General features: G+C 59.1%; 19 protein-coding genes. 10 read left to right on the top strand and 9 right to left on the bottom strand.

Annotated elements, in window-relative coordinates; translation table 11 throughout:
* Window positions 1-26 precede the first annotated feature (26 nt).
* The 7 genes from pncB to L901_RS17540 form a co-directional block, all read right to left on the bottom strand.
* Window positions 27-1,331 carry a nicotinate phosphoribosyltransferase gene (gene pncB / locus L901_RS17570; RefSeq protein WP_003507389.1) on the bottom strand — a complete coding sequence of 435 codons (1,305 nt, stop codon included), beginning with the start codon at window positions 1,329-1,331 and terminating at the stop codon, window positions 27-29.
* 210 nt (window positions 1,332-1,541) lie between these two features.
* On the bottom strand, window positions 1,542-1,901 hold the full coding sequence (locus L901_RS17565) for a hypothetical protein (protein WP_031233696.1): 360 nt from the start codon (window positions 1,899-1,901) through the stop codon (window positions 1,542-1,544).
* Window positions 1,902-1,996: 95 nt separating this feature from the next.
* Entirely contained in the window at window positions 1,997-2,848 is an 852-nt protein-coding gene (locus L901_RS17560; RefSeq protein WP_059759133.1) for an NlpC/P60 family protein, read from the bottom strand.
* 18 nt (window positions 2,849-2,866) lie between these two features.
* A complete protein-coding gene (locus tag L901_RS17555; RefSeq protein WP_003524457.1) occupies window positions 2,867-3,211 on the bottom strand; it encodes a MarR family winged helix-turn-helix transcriptional regulator in 345 nt (114 codons plus the stop codon).
* A gap of 362 nt (window positions 3,212-3,573) precedes the next feature.
* On the bottom strand, window positions 3,574-4,680 hold the full coding sequence (locus tag L901_RS17550) for a DUF475 domain-containing protein (protein WP_059759132.1): 1,107 nt from the start codon (window positions 4,678-4,680) through the stop codon (window positions 3,574-3,576).
* Between the two features lie 291 nt (window positions 4,681-4,971).
* Window positions 4,972-5,889 (bottom strand): DMT family transporter, encoded by a 918-nt coding sequence (locus tag L901_RS17545; RefSeq protein WP_059759131.1) that lies wholly within the window; start codon window positions 5,887-5,889, stop codon window positions 4,972-4,974.
* Between the two features lie 123 nt (window positions 5,890-6,012).
* Window positions 6,013-6,894, bottom strand: coding sequence for a LysR family transcriptional regulator (locus L901_RS17540; RefSeq protein ID WP_059759130.1), 882 nt, complete (start codon window positions 6,892-6,894; stop codon window positions 6,013-6,015).
* Window positions 6,895-7,000: 106 nt separating this feature from the next.
* Between L901_RS17540 and L901_RS17535 the strand changes: the two genes are divergently transcribed.
* The 3 genes from L901_RS17535 to L901_RS17525 all read left to right on the top strand — a co-directional run bounded on the left by L901_RS17535 (window position 7,001) and on the right by L901_RS17525 (window position 10,854).
* Window positions 7,001-8,497, top strand: a complete 1,497-nt coding sequence (locus tag L901_RS17535) for a CoA-acylating methylmalonate-semialdehyde dehydrogenase (RefSeq protein ID WP_059759129.1) — start codon at window positions 7,001-7,003, stop codon at window positions 8,495-8,497.
* 226 nt (window positions 8,498-8,723) lie between these two features.
* Window positions 8,724-9,794, top strand: a complete 1,071-nt coding sequence (locus L901_RS17530; protein ID WP_059759128.1) for a YjgN family protein — start codon at window positions 8,724-8,726, stop codon at window positions 9,792-9,794.
* Window positions 9,784-10,854, top strand: a complete 1,071-nt coding sequence (locus L901_RS17525; protein ID WP_020809665.1) for a M48 family metallopeptidase — start codon at window positions 9,784-9,786, stop codon at window positions 10,852-10,854. The genes L901_RS17530 and L901_RS17525 overlap by 11 nt, the downstream gene beginning before the upstream one ends.
* Before the next feature lie 42 nt (window positions 10,855-10,896).
* On the opposite strand, the gene L901_RS17520 is transcribed toward L901_RS17525, so the two are convergent.
* Window positions 10,897-11,946 (bottom strand): Fe(3+) ABC transporter substrate-binding protein, encoded by a 1,050-nt coding sequence (locus L901_RS17520; protein WP_245289663.1) that lies wholly within the window; start codon window positions 11,944-11,946, stop codon window positions 10,897-10,899.
* Between the two features lie 173 nt (window positions 11,947-12,119).
* Between L901_RS17520 and rirA the strand changes: the two genes are divergently transcribed.
* From rirA to L901_RS17485, 7 genes are all read left to right on the top strand, one after another.
* Window positions 12,120-12,590: an iron-responsive transcriptional regulator RirA gene (gene rirA / locus L901_RS17515; RefSeq protein ID WP_059759126.1), complete on the top strand. Its 471-nt coding sequence runs from the start codon at window positions 12,120-12,122 to the stop codon at window positions 12,588-12,590.
* A 170-nt stretch (window positions 12,591-12,760) separates the two neighbouring features.
* Window positions 12,761-13,807, top strand: a complete 1,047-nt coding sequence (locus L901_RS17510) for an AbrB family transcriptional regulator (RefSeq protein WP_059759496.1) — start codon at window positions 12,761-12,763, stop codon at window positions 13,805-13,807.
* Between the two features lie 141 nt (window positions 13,808-13,948).
* Window positions 13,949-14,860, top strand: coding sequence for an ABC transporter substrate-binding protein (locus L901_RS17505; protein ID WP_059759125.1), 912 nt, complete (start codon window positions 13,949-13,951; stop codon window positions 14,858-14,860).
* Between the two features lie 96 nt (window positions 14,861-14,956).
* Window positions 14,957-16,123: an ABC transporter permease gene (locus L901_RS17500; RefSeq protein WP_059759124.1), complete on the top strand. Its 1,167-nt coding sequence runs from the start codon at window positions 14,957-14,959 to the stop codon at window positions 16,121-16,123.
* Complete coding sequence (locus tag L901_RS17495) at window positions 16,120-17,058, top strand: ABC transporter ATP-binding protein (RefSeq protein WP_059759123.1); 939 nt, start codon at window positions 16,120-16,122, stop codon at window positions 17,056-17,058. Before L901_RS17500 ends, L901_RS17495 begins: the two co-directional genes overlap by 4 nt.
* Window positions 17,055-17,795, top strand: coding sequence for an ABC transporter permease (locus L901_RS17490; protein WP_059759122.1), 741 nt, complete (start codon window positions 17,055-17,057; stop codon window positions 17,793-17,795). Before L901_RS17495 ends, L901_RS17490 begins: the two co-directional genes overlap by 4 nt.
* A 109-nt stretch (window positions 17,796-17,904) precedes the next feature.
* Entirely contained in the window at window positions 17,905-18,393 is a 489-nt protein-coding gene (locus L901_RS17485) for a gluconokinase (protein WP_031234467.1), read from the top strand.
* Here L901_RS17485 and L901_RS17480 read toward each other — a convergent pair.
* Window positions 18,390-19,691, bottom strand: coding sequence for an FAD-binding oxidoreductase (locus tag L901_RS17480; protein WP_059759121.1), 1,302 nt, complete (start codon window positions 19,689-19,691; stop codon window positions 18,390-18,392). The two genes, L901_RS17485 and L901_RS17480, sit on opposite strands and share 4 nt — an antisense overlap.
* Window position 19,692: the final 1 nt, after the last annotated feature.

The following is a 19,692-nucleotide window of genomic DNA, read 5'->3' as shown; positions in this document are numbered from 1 at the left end:
CGGGGCTCAACTTTTCCTGAAAAAGCTTAAACCAGAACCTTCTGTTCCTTGTGGTCCTCTTCGCCGAAGAACTTCAGGTAACGCTCCACTTCGGCCGGGTCGCCGGTGGCCTTTTGCGGATTGTCCGAGAGTTTCACCGCTGGCCGGCCATTGGCGTCGCTCACCTTGCAGACGATGGAGATCGGCTTGAGGCTGGCGATGGTTTTTGGCGCGCAGCCGGCAAAATCATTGGTGAGGTTGGTGCCCCAGCCGAAGCTCATGCGAACCCGGCCTTCGAAATGCCTGTAGGTGTCGATAATGGCGTCGACATCCAGACCGTCGGAGAAGATCAGCATCTTCTTGCGCGGATCGCGGCCCATCTTCTGCCACCACTCGATGATCTTTTCGCCGCCTTCGATAGGCGGCGCACTGTCGGGACGAAAACCCGTCCAGTCTGCCACCCATTCCGGCGCATTGCGCAGGAAAGCCGCCGTGCCGAAGGCGTCGGGAAGCACGATCAGCAGGTTGCCGCCATAAAGCCGGTTCCAGTCCTTCAGAACCTGATAGGGTGCTGCGGCCAGCTCCTCATTCGTTTGCGCCAGCGCTGCTACCACCATGGGCAGTTCATGTGCGTTCGTGCCCACGGCTTCGAGATCGGAATCCATGGCGAGCAGGACGTTACTCGTACCGGTAAAGGCGGGCCCGATGCCTTCCTTCAGCGCTTCGACGCACCAGCGTTGCCAAAGGAAGCTGTGGCGGCGGCGAGTACCGAAATCGGAAATGCGCAGGCCCGGCAGTTCCCGCAGCCGCTCCACCTTCTCCCACATCTTGGCCTTTGCGCGGGCATAAAGCACATCGAGCGTGAAATAACCGAGCGAACGCATGGCGCTGCGCGAGCGCAACTCGTTGATGATGGCGAGCGCCGGGATTTCCCAGAGCGTCGTGTCCATCCAGCGGCCATGAAAATTCAGCTCATATTGCCCGTCGCGCTTGAAAAGCTCGTATTCCGGCAATTGATAGCTCGACAGCCAGGAGAGGAATTCCGGCTCGAAAATCTGCGAGCGTCCGTAAAACGTGTTACCCGCAAGCCAGATGTTTTCCTTCTTGGAAAGACGCAGGGTGCGTGCATGATCGAGCTGTTCGCGCAGCTCCATCTCGTCGATCTCTTCCGCCAGCCGCACGGTCTTCGTGCGGTTGATCAGCGAAAACGTCGCGTCGACCTCCGGATAGAGTTTCCAGATCATCTGCAACATCAAGAGCTTGTAGAAATCCGTATCGATCAGGCTGCGGACGATAGGGTCGAGTTTCCAGGTATGATTGTGGACACGCGTGGCTATATCGGTCTTCGTCATACTCGCATTCCCCAATATCGGCCAAAGGTCAGAATAGCCGATGTCATTCCGCACCCCGGCAGGTATCAACCTGTCATGCGGAAGATTTATCTGAAAAAGCGACAACAAGTCCAGAGCACCGGCCAGGCAAATGCCCGCCGCCACCGCTCACGCATCGATTTTCCGAAGAGCGCAATGGGGTTTTCGGTCAGGTGCTGGAGCGATGCCGCCTCAAAAGGTCGGGTCTACGGGGTTTATGCCGGGATACCAGTCCTTGGAAACCGGGTTTCTGCCGCCGAAGCTGGAAATTCCGTTTTCATCGGTGCAGCGGTAACCCTGAACGGGAAGTCCACGGCTGCCGAAAACATTCCGGTAGGGGCCGCGCGAATATCCGGTCGAGCCAAGTGCGCTGTGGCAATTGTAACGGACCTTTGGCTGCAGCGTGCGCGGATCCTTGACGCCGGGCAGGTTTGCATAGGCATCCGGTGCGGGGGCAAAACCGTTCTGGAAAACAGTCTGCGCCTGCGCCGACGCGCTCAGCAAAACCGCCGTAAGGATCGCTGCCAATCGTGTCGCCGTTCTTGTCTTCATCGATGCCGGTCCCGAACCATCATCCAACCGATGTAGGCTGTCGGCGGCTCTCGCACAAAGGGCCGGGCAGGCACAATTTCGTGAAAGCCGCCTTTTCAGTCTTCCAGGCGTCGAAAAGCCGTCGGCTTTTCGTAAAGCCAGCCGATGCGCTCGATGGCCGCATCGAGATTTTCGCGTGCGACATTCATCGTATGGCCATTGGCATGCAGCAGCGTTTCCTCGTTTTCCATGAGGCCGACATGGCCCTTCCAGAAGACGAGATCGCCGCGACGCAATTCATCCCGCTCTATTTCCACGCCGAGCGACTTCACCTGCATGTCGGTATCGCGCAGAACCCGCCGACCCGTCATGGCCATGGAAAGCTGCACGAGGCCGGAACAATCGATACCGAAGCCGGAACGGCCGCCCCAGAGATAGGGGGTCTCGATAAAGCGCAGCGCCACCGCCACATAGTCCTCTTCAAGCGCCGCATCGACGGCGCGGCAATGGGCGGCGATGATGCCTTCGCCCTTTTCGGTCAGCAGGTAACGGGTGCCGCGTGTCTCCGCCTCGCCGACGATCTGGATCAGGCTACCCATGGACAGCGCTGCGACCGGCGGTTTGCGCAATTCAGCGGCTGGATAGAGAAAAGTGCGCGGTGCAATCACCCGATGGGTGGCGACAACGACATCGCCGATCGCCGTTTCCGGCACATAGCCGGCATAACCATCCGCATCCGCCTGCACCCATGCCCAGCCGTTCGCGTGCTCGAAAACACGGATGGTTTCGCCAGACAGCAGCTCGGTATCGATGCCGGCGGCAAGGTCCGGCGTGGGCCGCAAGCCAACAACCGGCACCGCGATCTGCGCGGACGAGCCGCTGACAAAACGTTCGGCCTGCACCACGCCCTGCAGCTTTTCATCGGCGAGATCGGAGCGGAAGACATTCAGGCGGCGGTCGAGCATCATGGGTTTCACATCCAGAGGTTAGATCTTGCGTGCCTGATCAATAATCAGATCGCCGAATTTTTCCAGATAAAGCGCACCGGCCACGGTGCGTTTTATCACGACATTGCGCTTGTCCCGCTCATCCCGAACCCGGTCGACCAGTCCGAGAGCACCGAGACTGTCGAGGGCGCGGGTAATAACCGGTTTGGTCACACCCAGCATGGCGGCGAGGCCCCGCACGGTGTGCGGCGGCGGCACAAGATAAATCTGCAGCAGGATGGCGGTTTGACGCAAGGTCAAATCCGGCTGATCGTCAATGACCTGCGCCGTGGATACACGATGCCAGAGACCCAGGGCCTCCGTGGGCGACAATTGTGCAGGCAAACCGTGACCCTTCCAGTCGTTGTCTTATCGTTTTCATTCAACCGAACGGAAAACTCAAGAACCATCCCGCACAAACAGAACCGCCGCACGGCGCAGATCAGAAAGATCGCGCGGCGCGGCGGTATTTGTTGACCCGTTTTCGAGCCATGATGTCCCCTCTGGACTTGCAGAATGAGATGCAGGAAGCGTGCCAGTTTTGATGCAACGCACAAATACTCGTAAAAACAGCGACTTAAGGCAAAAATTCCGCCTTTTGGCGAAATTTTTCGCAAAGGATAAACAGCAACAAAAACAGGCAAAAAATAATTCAATGCTTAAAAACTGCCTTCCGCCGCGACAGCGGAAGGCAAGGATATCGCGGATCAGATTTCCGCGCCACGCGCGGCATCGACCGCATCGGCACTCTGTCGCCGGTTATAGCGGATCGACGACCAGAGCGAGATGCCGATCAGGCCCGCACCGCCAAGCCCCGTGATGACCTCCGGTATATGCACCATGGTCTGCACGTACATGATGACGGACAGGATGAGGATCGCATAAAAGGCGCCGTGCTCCAGATAACGATATTCGGCCAGAGTTCCCTTCTCGACCAGCATGATGGTCATCGAACGTACATACATGGCGCCGATGCCGAGGCCGATGGCGATGATGAAGAGGTTCTGCGTCAGCGCGAAAGCGCCGATAACGCCGTCGAAGGAGAAGCTGGCATCCAGCACTTCGAGATAAAGAAACGCACCGAAGCCGCCTTTCGCCGCGCCTTCCAGCATTTCCTGGCTGCGGTCGAGAATGCCGCCGACGACTTCCACCAGCAGGAAGGTCAAAAGACCCCAGATCGCCGAATGGAAGAAGGTGTTAGCCGCGACCGGACCAAGTTCCGGATTATCGCTAGCACCGATGATGCGGGAAAAGATCAGCATGACGACCAGCACGAAGGCAATCTCGATGCCCTTGACGGAGGAATAGGTTGCAGCCTTTTCCTCGATCCAGCGCACCCAGTGCACGTCCTTTTCATGGTCGAAGAAGAAGTTGAGACCGACCATCATCAGGAAGGTGCCGCCGAAAGCCGCAATCGGCAGATGGGCGTCACGCATGATTTCCGCGTAACGTTCCGGCTGCGTGGCCGCCATCACGATTGCCGTCCACGGGCCGACATTGGCCGCGACGACCACGATGAGCAGCGGGAAGACGATACGCATGCCGAAAACGGCAATCAGGATACCCCAGGTCAGGAAGCGATGCTGCCAGACCGGTGTCATATCCTTCAGCTTGTTGGCGTTAACGATGGCGTTGTCGAAGGAAAGTGAGATTTCCAGCACCGCCAGCACGACGCAGATGAAGAAGATCGTCGCCGTGCCGCCGACCGTTCCGGTCATTTCCCAACCGAGATAACCGCCGAGGATCAAACCGACCACGGTGACGATAAAAGCCCACTTGAAGTAGGTAAGGGTGTTTTTCTGGGCAGCGCTCATGTCCGGTCGCCTCCCAAAACGAGGGCGTTCACGGACTGACGCAGGGCGTCAGGCCGCACGCAGAAAGCACGCGCGCGAAGCACATTCAGGTTTTTCATAGTTTTTAATCCGCCGGCCAATTTTTGCAGGCGGTACCGACATCGCGAGAGCGCCGTAAAACTCTCGCCAGAGGGGCCCGGCACCTTTGTTTCCTCTGCCGTTGCGAGACAAATCATCGCAGGGCTCTTTCTTACTCCTCGAAGATCACGCCTTCGTCAAGTCCCGTGATCGTGATCAAGGCCCTGAGAAAGATCAAACCTGCTCCGCGGCCAGTCCTTCAGCGGTTTCACGGCGGCGTTTGAGAGTATTTTCGCGGAAGAAGATATAAAGGCCGGAAAGAACGATCAGGCCTGCGCCGACGACGATACTCGTCTGCGGCACATCGCCGAAGAACAGCCAGCCGAAAATCACCGCCCAGAGCAGCAGCGTATATTGCAACGGTGCGACGGTGGCGGCATCGGCGAGTTTAAGCGCCCGGTTGACCAGCACATGCGCCGTCATGGCGACGACGCCGAGCAGACCAAGGAATGCCAGATCGAAACTGGACTGAACCGGCAGCCATCCCGATGGCGTGAGGAATACCGCGACAATGCCCGCAAGCGCCGCACCGATGATCTGCCAGAAGGCAAGCACCGTATCCGGCGTATTGCGCAGCTGGCGGCCGGATAACATCATGAAAGCGAAAGCGGCGCTGCCGAGGATGGAAAAGAGTGCGGCGGAGGTGAGGCTTGCCGAACTGGGCTTGAGCGCAATGAGAACGCCGACAAAACCGATGGCGATGGCAGTCCAGCGACGCCAACCCACCTTTTCTCCGAGCAGAAACGGTGAGAGCGCCGCCACATAGATGGGGGCGGCCAGCCAATAGGTCATGACATCGGCGAGCGGCAGGGCCGCGACCGCGAAATAGAAACAGAAAAGCTCTGCGGTGGAAAAGAAGACGCGCGCAAACTGAAGGCCGGGATGCTCAATTCTGACAAGGCCAGAGAGGCCGGCACGCCAGACGATCGGAACGAGGATAATAAGCGCCGCCGCGCTGCGAATGAGGATCACCTGACCCTGGCTATAGGTGGCTACGAGCCATTTTCCCATGGCGTCGTTCAGTGCGAAAAGCAGCATTCCAAGCAGCATGACGGCCACGCCGAGGCCAGTCGGCGAAAGCTTACGTATCATAGACATGTCAGTTCCGATCTCTCCCAATGGCTGCATTGGTCGTCCAGCCAGCCATCCTTTGTCAAGCCCCGAACGGCCGGGCCCGAACAATTAATAGTACTAATAATATCGGCATGTGGGATGTCAGGTGAAGATTCGCCGTTCTTCGGCTACGAGTTCCTGGAGAAAATCGACCACCGTGCGGACGCGGACCAGTTGACGGGCGGATTCGTGATAGGCCGTCCAGTAGGACCGGCTGATGGTGAGGTGCGGCATGATCCGCAGAAGTTCTGGATATTGCCCGGCGATGTAATTATGCAGGATGCCGATACCCGCACCGGAACGCACCGCCTCTGTCTGACCGGTGGCGCTGGAGATTTCAAAGGCAGCGTCCCAGTCGCGCATGATCTCACCGGTAAAGTTCAGTGAAGGCGAAAAGATCAGGTCCTCCACATAACCGATCCGCCGGTGGCGCTTCAGCGCCTCGACATCATGAGGCGTTCCATAGTCAGCCAGATAATCCGCGGAGGCATAGAGGCCCAGCGAATAATCAGTGAGCTTCGAAAACATCAGCCTGCCCTGCTCCGGCCTTTCGATGGTGATGGCTATATCGGCCTCGCGCTGCGACAGGGAGAAAGAGCGCGGCACCGGCACGAGCTGGATTTTCAGATCGGGATAACGCGCCGTCAGCCGGCCGAGCCGCGGCGCGAGGAAGGAAACGCCGAGACCATCCGGCGCGCCGATGCGCACCGTTCCCGCCACCGCCGTATCGACGCGGCCGAGATTAGCCTGGGCATTCAGCATTTCGGTTTCCATGCGCTCGGCCCCGGCAAGAAGGCGCTGACCTTCTTCGGTCAGCTCGCAGCCATTGGTGCTCCGCAGGAAGAGCTGCGTGCCGATGGCCGCTTCCAGTGCGGAAATGCGCCGGCTGAGGGTGGCATGGTTGACGCCAAGCTTTCTGGCCGCCGAAAGAAACTGGCCGCTTCGCGCCACGCTTAGAAACAAACGCACATCATCCCAGTTCACGGCACCCTCCTTATGTCTATTTTTGCACAATGGATGCTTATTTCAGGCGATTGATTTGTGCAAATCGAAAGGTAATGCTGCGCCATCACATTCTGGAGGAAAACCCATGAAGGAAATCGGTCATTTCATTAACGGCAAGCATGTGCCGGGCACCAGCGGCCGCACATCGAATGTCTACAACCCCGCCACCGGCGAAGTTCAGGCAACTGTCGCGCTTGCAAGCGACGCCGAACTGCGCGCCGCCGTGGAAAGCGCCAAGGCTGCGCAGCCGAAATGGGCCGCCACCAACCCGCAGCGTCGCGCCCGCGTTTTCTTCAAGTTCGTCGAACTTCTGAACCGCGACATGAACGAACTGGCGGTGCTGCTCTCCAGCGAGCATGGCAAGACCGTCGAGGATTCCAAGGGCGATATCGTGCGCGGCCTCGAAGTCTGCGAATTCGTCTGCGGCATTCCGCATCTGCAGAAGGGCGAATTCACCGAAGGGGCAGGCCCGGCCATCGACATGTATTCGATCCGCCAGCCGGTTGGCATCGGCGCGGGCATCACCCCGTTCAACTTCCCCGGCATGATCCCGATGTGGATGTTCGCGCCGGCAATTGCCTGCGGCAACGCCTTCATCCTCAAGCCTTCCGAGCGCGACCCGTCGCTGCCGATCCGTCTTGCCGAACTGATGATCGAAGCCGGTCTTCCGGCCGGCATCCTGAACGTCGTCAACGGTGACAAGGGCGCCGTCGACGCCATCCTGACCGATCCCGATATCGGCGCGGTCTCCTTCGTCGGCTCGACACCGATCGCCCGTTACGTCTATGGCACGGCCGCCATGAACGGCAAGCGCGCGCAATGCTTCGGCGGTGCGAAGAACCACATGATCATCATGCCGGATGCCGATCTCGACCAGGCGGTAAACGCGTTGATGGGCGCAGGTTACGGTTCGGCGGGCGAGCGCTGCATGGCTGTTTCCGTTGCGGTTCCGGTTGGTGAGGAGACGGCAAACCGTCTCGTCGAAAAGCTCATTCCGCAGATCGAAAGCCTGAGAATCGGCCCCTATACCGACGACAAGGCCGATATGGGTCCGCTCGTCACCAAGGAAGCGCAGACGCGCGTCAAGGGCCTGATCGACAGCGGCGTCGAACAGGGTGCGAAGCTTCTGGTCGATGGCCGCGACTTCAAGCTGCAGGGCTATGAAGATGGCTATTTCGTCGGCGGCTGCCTGTTCGACCACGTGACCCCTGATATGGACATCTACAAGACGGAAATCTTCGGACCCGTTCTCTCCGTCGTTCGCGCCAAGAATTACGAAGACGCGCTGGAACTGCCGATGAAGCATGAATATGGCAATGGCGTCGCGATCTATACCCGCGACGGCGACGCCGCCCGCGACTTCGCAAGCCGCGTCAATATCGGCATGATCGGCGTCAACGTTCCGATCCCGGTTCCGCTTGCCTATCACTCCTTCGGCGGCTGGAAAGCTTCGAGCTTCGGCGACCTCAACCAGCACGGGACGGATTCGATCAAGTTCTGGACGAAGACCAAGACGATCACCTCGCGCTGGCCGTCGGGTATCAAGTCGGGCGCTGAATTCGTGATGCCGACAATGAAGTAAGCGGGCAGAGCCCTCTACATTACAAAGAGCCTCGCTGTTTTCACGGCGGGGCTTTTTCGATTAAAAGATAACTTAAAAAATCAAGTTTTTCCTTCAAAATATTTCCACTTAAAGCTGTTATGGCGTAAGAGAGCAGTTGCGGCGTGGGGACGCTGCCAAACCGACGATAACGGGGAAGCCTGCAAACTCAATCTGCCCGGAGAGGGGCATGTCATGAGGGACTATTATGAGTGATATCTCAGTGAGTGCGGATCGGCGCGCGCTTGAACGCGGCTCGTTCAGCGGAAATGCCAAGGAATATTTCGGAATCTGGATCGTCAATATTCTGCTGACGATCATCACCATCGGCATCTATTCCGCCTGGGCAAAGGTGCGCCGTAAGCGTTATTTCAATGGCAATACCGTGCTGGCCGGTCGCGCCTTCGGTTATCACGCCACCGGCGGGCAAATCTTCAAGGGCCGACTGATCGCCTTTGCCTTCATCGTCGTCTCGCAGCTCGTCGGCCTCATCCATCCCTTCCTGGTTTTCGTGCCGGCAATCCTGCTGATGGTCTTCTTTCCATGGCTGATCACGCGCAGCATTCGGTTCAATGCGCGGGTGACGAGCTATCGCAATGTGCGTTTTGATTTTGTTGGAACGGCATGGGGCGCCTTTGTCTCCATCCTGCTTGGCAGCCTCGTTGCGTTCTTCTCCTTCGGCATTCTGGCGCCGCTGTCCAGCCGCTGGGCGAACCGCTATATTTTCAGCAATCTGCGTTACGGCGACCGGCCTTTCAGCGCCGATCCCAGAATCGGCAAGCTCTACCGGGTCTGGATCATTCCCGCGATCATGGTGGTGATCGGCGGCATCGTGGTCGGCTTTTTCGGCATTGCCGCCTTTGCGGCCAATAGCGCGATGCTCGAAGACGAGACGGCAGCCATGGCCACGGCGCTGGCTTCCCTTTATGTCGGAATTTTCGGCGCGTTTCTGGTCTATGGTCTAGCGGGTGTCGTCTATCGCACCGGCGTTCGCAATGTCGTCATCTCCTCCATGCTGCTGGACGGAAAGCACGACCTGCACAGCGATCTTCATCGCGGCCGCTACCTGTGGATCGTCATCTCCAACCTCATCGTCACCGTCTTCACGCTTGGCCTGATGCGGCCATGGGCGGCGGTGCGCGAGGCGCGATATACCGTCGAACGCACGGCAATCCGTTTCAATGGCGATGTCGGCGAGGTTCTCTCCTCGATGGAGGCGACAGGCGCCGCCGTCAGCGCCGAATATATGGATATGGAAGGTTTCGAATTTGGTTTCTGATACCGGAGAAACCGTTGCGGGCGAGTGGCATGCCGCTCGCTCCAACCTTTCCAGCGTCGCCAGGCTGAAGCTTGGCGGCACGGTCCTTCTCGTGCTCGACGCGAAGGACAACCACGTCAGAACCCAGGCCGAGATAAAAACGGTCGAGATCAGCCACCGGGTCGGCACCATTCCCCGGGAGTTGCATTTTCCCGACGGGTCGCTGTTCGAAACCCGTGACAATGATGGCGTGGACCGGCTGCTTGGCCAGCACATTACCAAGCGTTCCGGTTTCGTGCACTGGCTGGAACAGTTCCGCCCACGACTGATCGGCATCACCGCCGCAGCCGTTCTTCTGGCTTACGGCACCTACAAGCTGGCGCTTCCGGCGCTGGTGGAACTGGCGGTCGCCGTAACGCCGCCCATTGTTCCGCAGGTCATGTCGGCCAGCACCATGCAGGCCTTCGACCAGGCGGTGTTTTCTCCAAGCGAACTTCCGCAGGAAGAGCAGGACGCCATCCGCGCGGAATTTGCCCGGATCGTCGCCCATGCGGAAGGTTCGCCCGAGGACTACAAGCTGAATTTCCGCAAGGGCGGTTATATCGGCCCCAATGCCTTTGCGCTTCCCGATGGTACGCTGGTATTGACGGACGAGCTGGTGGAACTCGCAGGCGACGACAGGCAGATGATCACCGGGGTTCTCGCCCATGAAATCGGCCATGTGGAATATGAACACAGCCTGCGGCAGCTTTACCGCGCCGCCGGGGTTGCCGGTCTTGTCATGCTGATTGCCGGCGATGTCGGTTCGGCCATGGAAGATATTCTCACCCAGGGTGGCGGTCTTCTGGCGCTATCGCATTCGCGCGATGCCGAGCGGCAGGCAGACCAGCGCTCCGTCGAACTGATGCGCAAGGCCGGGCTCGACCCAACCGCCATCGAACGGTTCTTTGCGCTGCTGGAGGAAAAGCTGGGCGACAAGGACGGCACCAGCATCGTGTCCACCCATCCCGGAACGCCGGAAAGGCGCAAGGCCATTCTCGATTACAACGCTTCCCTGGATAACAAACCGGCGGGTAACTGACCCGCCGGTATCGCAACTCTCAGAGTTCGATCAAGAGCAAACTCAGTTGGTCGGACCGTCGTTGAAACCCACTTCATCCACCAGTTCGGACGCCTGCTTGCGATGGGCCGCTATGTCCGTCAGCGGCAGCTTGTCCGGATTGATGGGGCCGAAGCCCTTCACGACATCGGATGGCTCCGCGCCGGGCAGAACCGGATATTCGAAGACCTGCTTGGCGTAGATTTCCTGCGCCTCGCGCGAGGCCAGGAATTCCATCAGCTTCAGCGCATTGTCTTTGTTGGGGGCGTATTTCGTCAGCGCCATGCCGGAGATATTCACATGCGTGCCGCGATCCCCCGCATTGGGAAAGATCACCCGCACCGATCCGGCCCATTCCTTTTCTTCCGGCTCGCGATCATTGGTCAGCATCAGGCCGACATAATAGGTGTTGCCGAGCGCGATATCGCATTCACCGGAAAAGATCGATTTCGCCTGGCTGCGGTCGGTTCCGTCAGGCTTGCGAGCAAGATTGTTCTGCAGGCCGGTCAGCCATGTGCGGGTATAATCGACGCCGTGATGGGCGATCATCGAGGCGATCAGCGCGATATTATAGGAATGCTGGCCGTCGCGAATGCAGATCTTGCCCTTCCATTTCGGATCGGCAAGCTCCTCATAGGTAATATCCTTCTGGGTCACCCGCTCCTTCGACGCATAGACCACCCGGCCGCGCGTGGTGAGACCAAACCATTCGCCGTCGGGATCGCGCAGATTGGCGGGGATATCCTTTTCGATGACGGGATCGTTGAGGACCGGCTGGGTAACCTTGCCCTCCTTCGCCTCGACGAGACGGGCGATATCAACCGTCAGCAGCACATCGGCCGGCGAATTGACGCCCTCGGCCTGAATGCGTTCCACCAGCCCCTTGTCGAGAAAAAGCACATTCGCCTCTATCCCGGTTTCCTTCGTGAAAGCATCGAGCAGCGGCTGGATCAATTCAGGCTGGCGATAGGAATAGACGTTAACCTCCCCCTCTGCCAAAGCGACGGGTGCGGCGACAAGGATCGTCAGCCCTGAAAAAACGGCAGCGGAAAAGTATGATTTCAAGCTTGCCATTATGAATGCCTCCATTACATTCCGATTCTTGACTTGTTTGTTCATGAATCATCCGGACGGTCAACAAGGCTGTTCGAGAAATATCGGATGGGTGCCAGTTTTTTCAGTTTCTGGAATTGTTCTAAACTGAAAAAGAGACTATATAACTCCACATTGAGAGTTAGGAGACCAGCATGCGCTTGACCAAACAGACCAACTATGCCGTTCGCATGTTGATGTATTGCGCCGCCAATGAAGGCCATCTGAGCCGCATTCCCGAGATCGCCAAGGCCTATGGCGTTTCGGAGCTGTTCCTGTTCAAAATCCTGCAGCCGCTCAACAAGGCGGGCCTGGTGGAAACCGTGCGCGGTCGCAACGGCGGCGTGCGTCTTGGCAAACCCGCCGAAAAGATCAGCCTGTTCGACGTGGTGAAAGTGACTGAAGACAGCTTCGCCATGGCCGAATGCTTCGAGGACGGCGCTGTGGAGTGTCCGCTTGTGGATAGTTGCGGCCTCAACTCGGCGCTTCGCAAGGCGCTCAATGCCTTTTTCGACGTTCTGGCGGAATATTCGATCGACGATCTCGTCAAGGCGCGGCCCCAGATCAACTTCCTGCTGGGCCTCGATACGGAAATGCCGAAGATCGCCGCCCTTCCGGCTGCCTGATCATCCCGTTGCCGCATCGGCAATTGCCATAGCCCGTGTCCTTCAGGCCACGGGCTTTTCTTTTATAGAATACGCATGAAATGTAATATTTTTGATCCTGCGTGTTGACGTCGCGAATGGAAGCGGCGCATTTGGTCGCGAGCTTTTTCAAGCAACCAATCAGCGTCGCAATGATCATCAAGCCTGAATTCCATACATTTGCGCTCACCGCGCTCGTCGGCAGCATAGGGGCGCTACTCGCCAGCCTCATCGATATTCCGGCACCTTTTCTTTCCGGCCCGGCGCTTGCCGTGACGATCACGGGGCTGGCCGGTGTAAGGCTTGGCGTTCCCGCCTTCATCCGCAATGCCTGTTTCGTCGTCGTCGGCATTTCCATGGGAACGAGCGTGACGCCCTCCGTGATCGACGCGGCAAAGACCTGGCCCCTGAGCTTCGTCGTTGTGCTCGTCGCTGTCGTTATCATGCTCTATGTCGCCTATTGGATCCTGCATTATGGCTTCGGTTACGACCGGACAACGGCGATGCTGGGCGCCTCTCCCGGTCATCTCAGCTATATCATCAGCCTCGGCGCAGAGACGAAAAGCGACCTTGCGACCGTCAGCATCGTGCAAAGCGTGCGGGTGCTGGCGTTGACGCTTTCCGTGCCGCTGATCGTCGAATATTTCGATCTCGTCAGCACGGAACCGCTTGTGGCCAACCCGCCAATGGGCCTTTTCACGCTGGCGCTGACCATCGGCGCATCGCTTCTGACCGGCTGGCTTTTCCTGCGCTGGAAGTTTCCGGCCGCGCTGCTGCTCGGCGGCGTCGCCATTTCCATCGGCACCCACATTACCGGCCTTACCGAAGGCGGCGTTCCCACCTGGCTCAGCCTGCCCGTCTATGTGCTGATCGGCTGCCTCATCGGCACGCGCTTTTCGAATGTCTCACTGATGGACGTGCGGAAAGGCTTTCTGGCGGGCTTTGTCGTCACCATCGCCGTGATGCTGATTGCCGGAAGCATTGCCTGGGTGATTTCCGGCGTGACCGGCGTTCCGCTGAATGCCGTCATGATCGCCTATTCGCCGGGCGGCCTGGAAACCATGGCGGCGATGGCGGTGATGATGCATGCCGATACCGCCTATGTCGGCTCCCACCACGTCATCAGACTCCTGTTTCTTTCGGTTCTCATGCCGCTCGTCATGGGCAAGGACGCACGCAAGCGCGATGGCGAAACCTGACCATCGGCGTGTAGCCGGAGCCATCGACGCGAAAACGCAGATGGCATGCAACCATTTTTCCTCCCGGCCGTTTATATTCCGCCGCAATTGCGGCGGCGATCTTTCGCCTGTTCGGCAGGCTGACCCACCGGAGGAACATTCATGAACCGCTTGATGACGTTGACGGGCGCTGGACTTGTGCTTGCCCTTTCTGTTTCCATCGCTCAGGCGCAGGTGGTCGTGTCGTCGAAGATCGACACGGAAGGCGGTGTTCTCGGCAACATCATCCTCGCCGTCCTCAACCAGAACAAGATCGAAACGACGGATCGCATCCAGCTTGGCGCCACGCCGGTTGTGCGAAAAGCGATAACGGCCGGCGAGATCGACATCTATCCGGAATATACCGGCAACGCCGCGTTCTTTTTCTCCAAGGCCGACGATCCGCTCTGGAAAGATGCAGCCAAGGGCTATGAAGAGGCGAAAACACTCGACTTCGACGCGAACAAGATCGTCTGGCTGACGCCATCGCCGGCCAACAACACCTGGGCGATTGCGCTGCGCAAGGATGTCGCCGACAAGAACAATCTGAAGACGCTTTCCGATTTCGGCAAATATGTTGCCGATGGCGGCGAAGTCGTCCTTGCCGCTTCTTCCGAATTCGTCAACTCCGCCGCTGCGCTCCCTGCATTTCAGACCACCTATGGCTTCACCATGAAGCCCGACCAGCTGATCACGCTTTCCGGCGGCGACACCGCGGCCACCATCGCCGCCGCCGCCAACCAGACCAACAACGCCAATGCCGCCATGGTCTATGGCACGGATGGCGGCATCGCGCCTTCAGGTCTCGTGGTGCTGGAGGACGACAAACATGTGCAGCCGGTCTATCAGCCAGCGCCGATCATTCGCGAAGAGGTTCTGAAAAAGCACCCGAATATCGAAGAGTTGCTGAAACCCGTGTTCGAAAAACTCGATCTGGCAACGCTGCAGGATTTGAACGCCCGCGTACAGGTCGGCGGCGAACAGGCCAAGGCCGTGGCGCTCGACTTTCTGACAAAGAACGGCTTCGTCAAGTAACCGCTCGCGGCGCCGGAGCGGGGTGCGGGAACCGGTGCGTTCCCATGAACCCGTCCCAATTCAGAGTACACGGGCCAGAAGACAGGGGAGCAGGATTTGACGAAATGGCCTGACAAAGTGGGCGTGGTGATTTCGTGCCTGCTTCTTTATGCGCTTTTTGCATCGCCTTTCATGACATTCCGTGCCAACCGGATCGTTCAGGGTGAGACACGGACGATCTTCGAAGCGCTTCCGGGTTCGACTGCAACTATTCTCGCCACCATCGTTCTTCTTTCGGCCTTCATCGCCTTTTTCCGCTTTCCTACGCGATTGAAGCTCGCATTCGCGCTGGTCGGTCTTGCGGCACTGGCGGTTTTCGTCGGGCAGGCGGCTTCTTTCCTCACGCCGGACGGTAACGGTTTTGCCCGCGTTTCACCTGCCAGCGGCTTCTGGCTGATATTTGCCGGGCTGGCTCTGCTCGCCACGGATTGTATTGCGCGTCTTGAGCCGAAGCCCGTTGCCCGGATTTTGTTGCTGCTGGTAGCCATCGCCGCGCTCGCGGCCGTGCTGACAAGCGGCCTCTGGAACGACCTCTCCATCATCAAGGAATATACCGGCCGGGCCGATATATTCTGGACCGAGGCTTTGCGGCATGTGGAACTTGCCATCGGCTCGCTGATCGCAGCGACCGTAGTGGGTATTCCCCTGGGGATACTCTGTTACAAGGTCGAACGGTTGCGCGCAGGCGTGCTGAACAGCCTCAACATCGTCCAGACCATCCCCTCCATCGCCCTTTTCGGCCTCTTGATCGCCCCGCTCGGGTGGATTGCGGCCACTGTGCCGGGTGCCGCGAAAATCGGCATTGCCGGCATCGGCATGGCGCCCGCTTTCGTGGCGCTGTTTCTTTATTCGCTGCTGCCGGTGGTTTCCAACACAGTGGTCGGTCTTTCCGGCGTTTCGCAGGCGGTCCGGGAGGCGGCGCGCGGGCTTGGCATGACGCCGGTGCAGCGGCTGCTGCGGGTGGAATTTCCGCTGGCCATGCCGGTCATCCTCACCGGCATCCGCATCGTGCTGGTGCAGAATATCGGCCTGGCGACGATCGCCGCCCTGATCGGCGGCGGCGGCTTTGGCGTTTTCGTATTTCAGGGCATCGGGCAGACAGCGATGGACCTCGTGCTGCTCGGCACCGTGCCGACCGTTCTTCTCGGCTTTGCCGCCGCGATAACACTCGATGCCCTCATCGACAGCAATCTCTTCAGCGCAGGCGGAAGGCAAAAGGCATGATCGAAATCGACACCATCACGAAACGATATGGCGATGCAGCCGTCGTGGATCAGGTATCGCTAACCGTCCCGCCGCGCACCGTCACCGTCATCGTCGGCACGTCAGGATCGGGAAAAACCACTCTGCTGCGCATGATAAACCGGCTGGTGGAGCCGACCTCCGGCGCGATCCGTATCGACGGTGAGGATGTCAGCGCCATACCCGGCTTCAAGCTGCGCCGCCAGATCGGCTACGCCATTCAGGGCCATGGCCTGTTTCCGCACCGGACGGTGGCCGAAAATATCGCGACCGTTCCGCAGCTGATCGGCTGGGATCGCAAGCGGATCGAGGCGAAGATCGACGCGCTGATGCATCTCTTCCAGCTCGATCCCGCGCTTTATGCCGACCGTTTCCCGCATGAACTCTCAGGCGGTCAGCAGCAGCGTGTCGGCGTGGCGCGTGCGCTCGCCGCCGAACCGAACATTCTTCTGATGGACGAACCCTTCGGCGCGCTGGACCCGGTGATCCGCGCCAAGGCCCAGAACGATCTTCTCGATATCCAGAAAAAGCTCGGCGTGACCGTCGTTCTCGTCACGCACGATATGGACGAGGCCTTTCATCTGGCGGATCGTATCGCCGTGATGGACAAGGGCCGTATCGTGCAGGACTGCCCGCCGGCCGAACTGGTGCTGAAACCGGCGACGGATTTCGTGCGCACCATGATCGGCGAAAACGAACGGGCGCTGAAACTGCTGTCCGTTCTCTCCGTTGCCGATGTTGTGGAGCCGGGAAACGCAGAGGGCGAACCGCTCACCGAGCATACAAGCCAGCGCGACGCCCTGTCGGCTATGTTATGGGCGGGCTGCGATGCCTTGCCGGTCGTCAGGGACGATGGGCAACCCGCCGGCCGGGTTCGGCGTGACGTTCTCCTCCAGCGTGCCGCCGGAGCCCCATGAAAAACGCCTTATCCTTGTTTGCCCTCGGTTTCCTGACGCTGGCGCTGATCATCTTCCTTGCCGTGCCGCAGCTCTTCGCGCCGGTGTTCCGCCCTCTCGTACAGGCCAATGCACCCGCAATCTACACGCAGGCCAATCTGTTTTCCCTCACGCTGTCGCATCTAACAATCGTGGCGATTGCCACGGGGCTCGCCACGCTCACGGCGGGAGCACTTGCGGTTCTCGTCACCCGGCCATTCGGGGCGGATTTCCTGCCGCTGTCGCGCAGCATCGTCAATATCGGCCAGACCTTTCCGCCGGTAGCGGTGCTGGCGCTGGCCGTACCGATGATCGGTTTTGGCGAAAAACCAACGCTCATTGCCCTGTTTCTCTACGCGCTTCTGCCAGTATTCGAAAATACGCTGACGGGTCTTACGACCCTGCCCGCCACGGTGATGGATGCCGCAAGAGGCAGCGGCATGACCGGCTGGCAACGCCTTGTCAAAGTGGAGTTGCCGCTGGCCCTTCCAGCCATTCTCGCCGGCATCCGGCTTTCGGCGGTCATCAGCCTTTCGACCGCGACCATCGGCTCGACCGTCGCGGCGCGTACCCTCGGCGAAGTGATCATTGCCGGCCTGCAATCCAACAATCTCGCCTTCATTCTTCAGGGCGGGCTGATCGTTGCGGCGCTGGCGATCCTGATTCACGCTGTCTTTTCCGCGATGGAAAAGACTGCGGCGCGCAAAACCGGGCACTGACACAGGCAAGCCCCCGCATTTTTATATTCCCGATGCCTGCCGCACATGGTAGGGGCTGACCGTCGAAACAGAAACATTCGAGGTTCGGGTGACACAGGCAATTGTCGTGATGGGAGTGAGCGGCTCCGGCAAGTCCACGGTCGCGGAAGCAGTGGCGGAGAAACTGGGCGTTGCTTTCATAGAGGGCGACAAGCTTCACCCGAAATCCAACGTCGATAAAATGTCCGAGGGTATTCCGCTGACGGACGAAGACCGCTGGCCCTGGCTCGATCTGATCGGCGCGGAACTGCGCAAGGGCAGCGAAAGCAATGGTGTCGTCGTTTCCTGCTCGGCGCTCAAGAAAATCTATCGCGACCGCCTTCGCAAAGCCACCGGCGGCCCGCTGGCTTTCGTCTATCTGGATGGCAGTCTGGAGCTTCTCAGCCGGCGCATGGGCGAACGCAAGGGCCATTTCATGCCGCTTTCGCTGCTGCAGACCCAGCTCGCCACGCTGGAAGTGCCGACCGGCGAACCGGGCGTCGTGACCGTCAGCATCGATGCCACACCGGAGGATATTGCGAAGAACGCACTTTCCGGTTTGAAGACGGTGACGTTCTAAAATCCGAGCCTGTCGCGCAGGCCGTACCACCATGCGCCAAGCACGGTCAGCGGCACCCGGAAGGTCTTGCCGCCGGGGAACGGATAGTTCGGCAGCGAACTCCAGATATCGAAACGTTCGGCGTGGCCGGCAACGGCCTCGCCCAGTATCTTGCCGAGCAGATGGGTTGTCGTAACACCATGGCCGCTGTCGCCATGCGAGAAATAGATATTGTCCGACAGCCTGCCCATATGCGGAATGCGCGTCAGGGTCAGCGCGAAATTGCCGCTCCAGGCAAAGTCGATTTTCGTTTTTTCCAGTTGCGGGAAGGTTTTGAGCATGTTCGGGCGGATCACACCCGTCAGATCGGCCGGATCGCTGCCGCCATAACCGATGCCGCCGCCATAGAGCAGGCGATTGTCCGAGGTCCGACGATAATAATCGAGAATGTAGTTGGCATCCTCAACGCAATAATCGGCCGGCAGAAGAGCCTCGATCAGATCGGCATCGAGCGGCTCCGTCGCCATGACCTGGCTTGAGACCGGCATCATCCGGTCGCCGATTTCCGGCAAGAGTTTGCCGAGATAGGCGTTGCCGCAGACGAGGACATATTTCGTCTTGACGCTGCCTGTTGCCGTGCGCACCACGGGGTTTGCGCCCTGCTCCACCGCAATGACCCGCGAATTTTCGAATATGCGCGCACCGAGACTTTCGGCCGCCGCCGCTTCGCCCTGCACCAGATTGAGCGGGTGGATATGCCCGCCGAAGCGGTCAATCATGCCGCCGGCATATCGATCGGTCTTCACATAGTTGCCGACATCCGCCTTCGAGACCATTTCGAGACCGCCATGGCCGTGTTTCTCCCAATGGGTTTTGTGAGCCTCCATCTCGCGAATCTGTTTCGGCGTGAAGGCGGCGAAGAAACCGCCATCGACCAGATCGCAATCGATGGCGTATTTGGCGATGCGGTTGCGGATGATCGCGCCGCCTTCAAGCGACATTTCGCCGAGTTTCACCGCCTTGTCATTCCCGTAACGGCCTGCAATGGTTTCGAGATCGCGGCTATAGCCGTTGACGATCTGGCCGCCATTGCGACCCGAAGCGCCGAAACCGACGCGAACGCCTTCCAGAACGATAACGGAATAGCCGCGCTCACTGAGTTCCAGCGCGGCGGAAATGCCGGTGAAGCCACCGCCGATGATGCAGACATCGGCGTCCAGCGCGCCTTCGAGTGTCGGCCGCACGGTTTTGACATTGGCGGAGGCCGCATACCATGACGATGTGTGGCCGGGATTGGGAATATTCGTTACCTCAGCCATT

The organism is Agrobacterium sp. D14 (assembly GCF_001526505.1).
GTDB lineage: Bacteria > Pseudomonadota > Alphaproteobacteria > Rhizobiales > Rhizobiaceae > Agrobacterium > Agrobacterium leguminum.
The sequence above is the reverse complement of the archived record's forward strand: the minus strand, read 5'-3'. Positions and strand labels throughout refer to the sequence as shown.

Excerpts from the sequence above, each read along its gene's own strand:
- pncB (WP_003507389.1), bottom strand. The coding sequence starts at position 1,331 with ATGACGAAGACCGATATAGCCACGCGTGTCCACAATCATACCTGGAAA.
- L901_RS17565 (WP_031233696.1), bottom strand. The coding sequence starts at position 1,901 with ATGAAGACAAGAACGGCGACACGATTGGCAGCGATCCTTACGGCGGTT.
- L901_RS17560 (WP_059759133.1), bottom strand. The coding sequence starts at position 2,848 with ATGATGCTCGACCGCCGCCTGAATGTCTTCCGCTCCGATCTCGCCGAT.
- L901_RS17550 (WP_059759132.1), bottom strand. The coding sequence starts at position 4,680 with ATGAGCGCTGCCCAGAAAAACACCCTTACCTACTTCAAGTGGGCTTTT.
- L901_RS17545 (WP_059759131.1), bottom strand. The coding sequence starts at position 5,889 with ATGATACGTAAGCTTTCGCCGACTGGCCTCGGCGTGGCCGTCATGCTG.
- L901_RS17535 (WP_059759129.1), top strand. The coding sequence starts at position 7,001 with ATGAAGGAAATCGGTCATTTCATTAACGGCAAGCATGTGCCGGGCACC.
- L901_RS17530 (WP_059759128.1), top strand. The coding sequence starts at position 8,724 with ATGAGTGATATCTCAGTGAGTGCGGATCGGCGCGCGCTTGAACGCGGC.
- L901_RS17520 (WP_245289663.1), bottom strand. The coding sequence starts at position 11,946 with ATGGCAAGCTTGAAATCATACTTTTCCGCTGCCGTTTTTTCAGGGCTG.
- rirA (WP_059759126.1), top strand. The coding sequence starts at position 12,120 with ATGCGCTTGACCAAACAGACCAACTATGCCGTTCGCATGTTGATGTAT.
- L901_RS17510 (WP_059759496.1), top strand. The coding sequence starts at position 12,761 with ATGATCATCAAGCCTGAATTCCATACATTTGCGCTCACCGCGCTCGTC.
- L901_RS17505 (WP_059759125.1), top strand. The coding sequence starts at position 13,949 with ATGAACCGCTTGATGACGTTGACGGGCGCTGGACTTGTGCTTGCCCTT.
- L901_RS17495 (WP_059759123.1), top strand. The coding sequence starts at position 16,120 with ATGATCGAAATCGACACCATCACGAAACGATATGGCGATGCAGCCGTC.
- L901_RS17490 (WP_059759122.1), top strand. The coding sequence starts at position 17,055 with ATGAAAAACGCCTTATCCTTGTTTGCCCTCGGTTTCCTGACGCTGGCG.
- L901_RS17485 (WP_031234467.1), top strand. The coding sequence starts at position 17,905 with ATGGGAGTGAGCGGCTCCGGCAAGTCCACGGTCGCGGAAGCAGTGGCG.
- L901_RS17480 (WP_059759121.1), bottom strand. The coding sequence starts at position 19,691 with ATGGCTGAGGTAACGAATATTCCCAATCCCGGCCACACATCGTCATGG.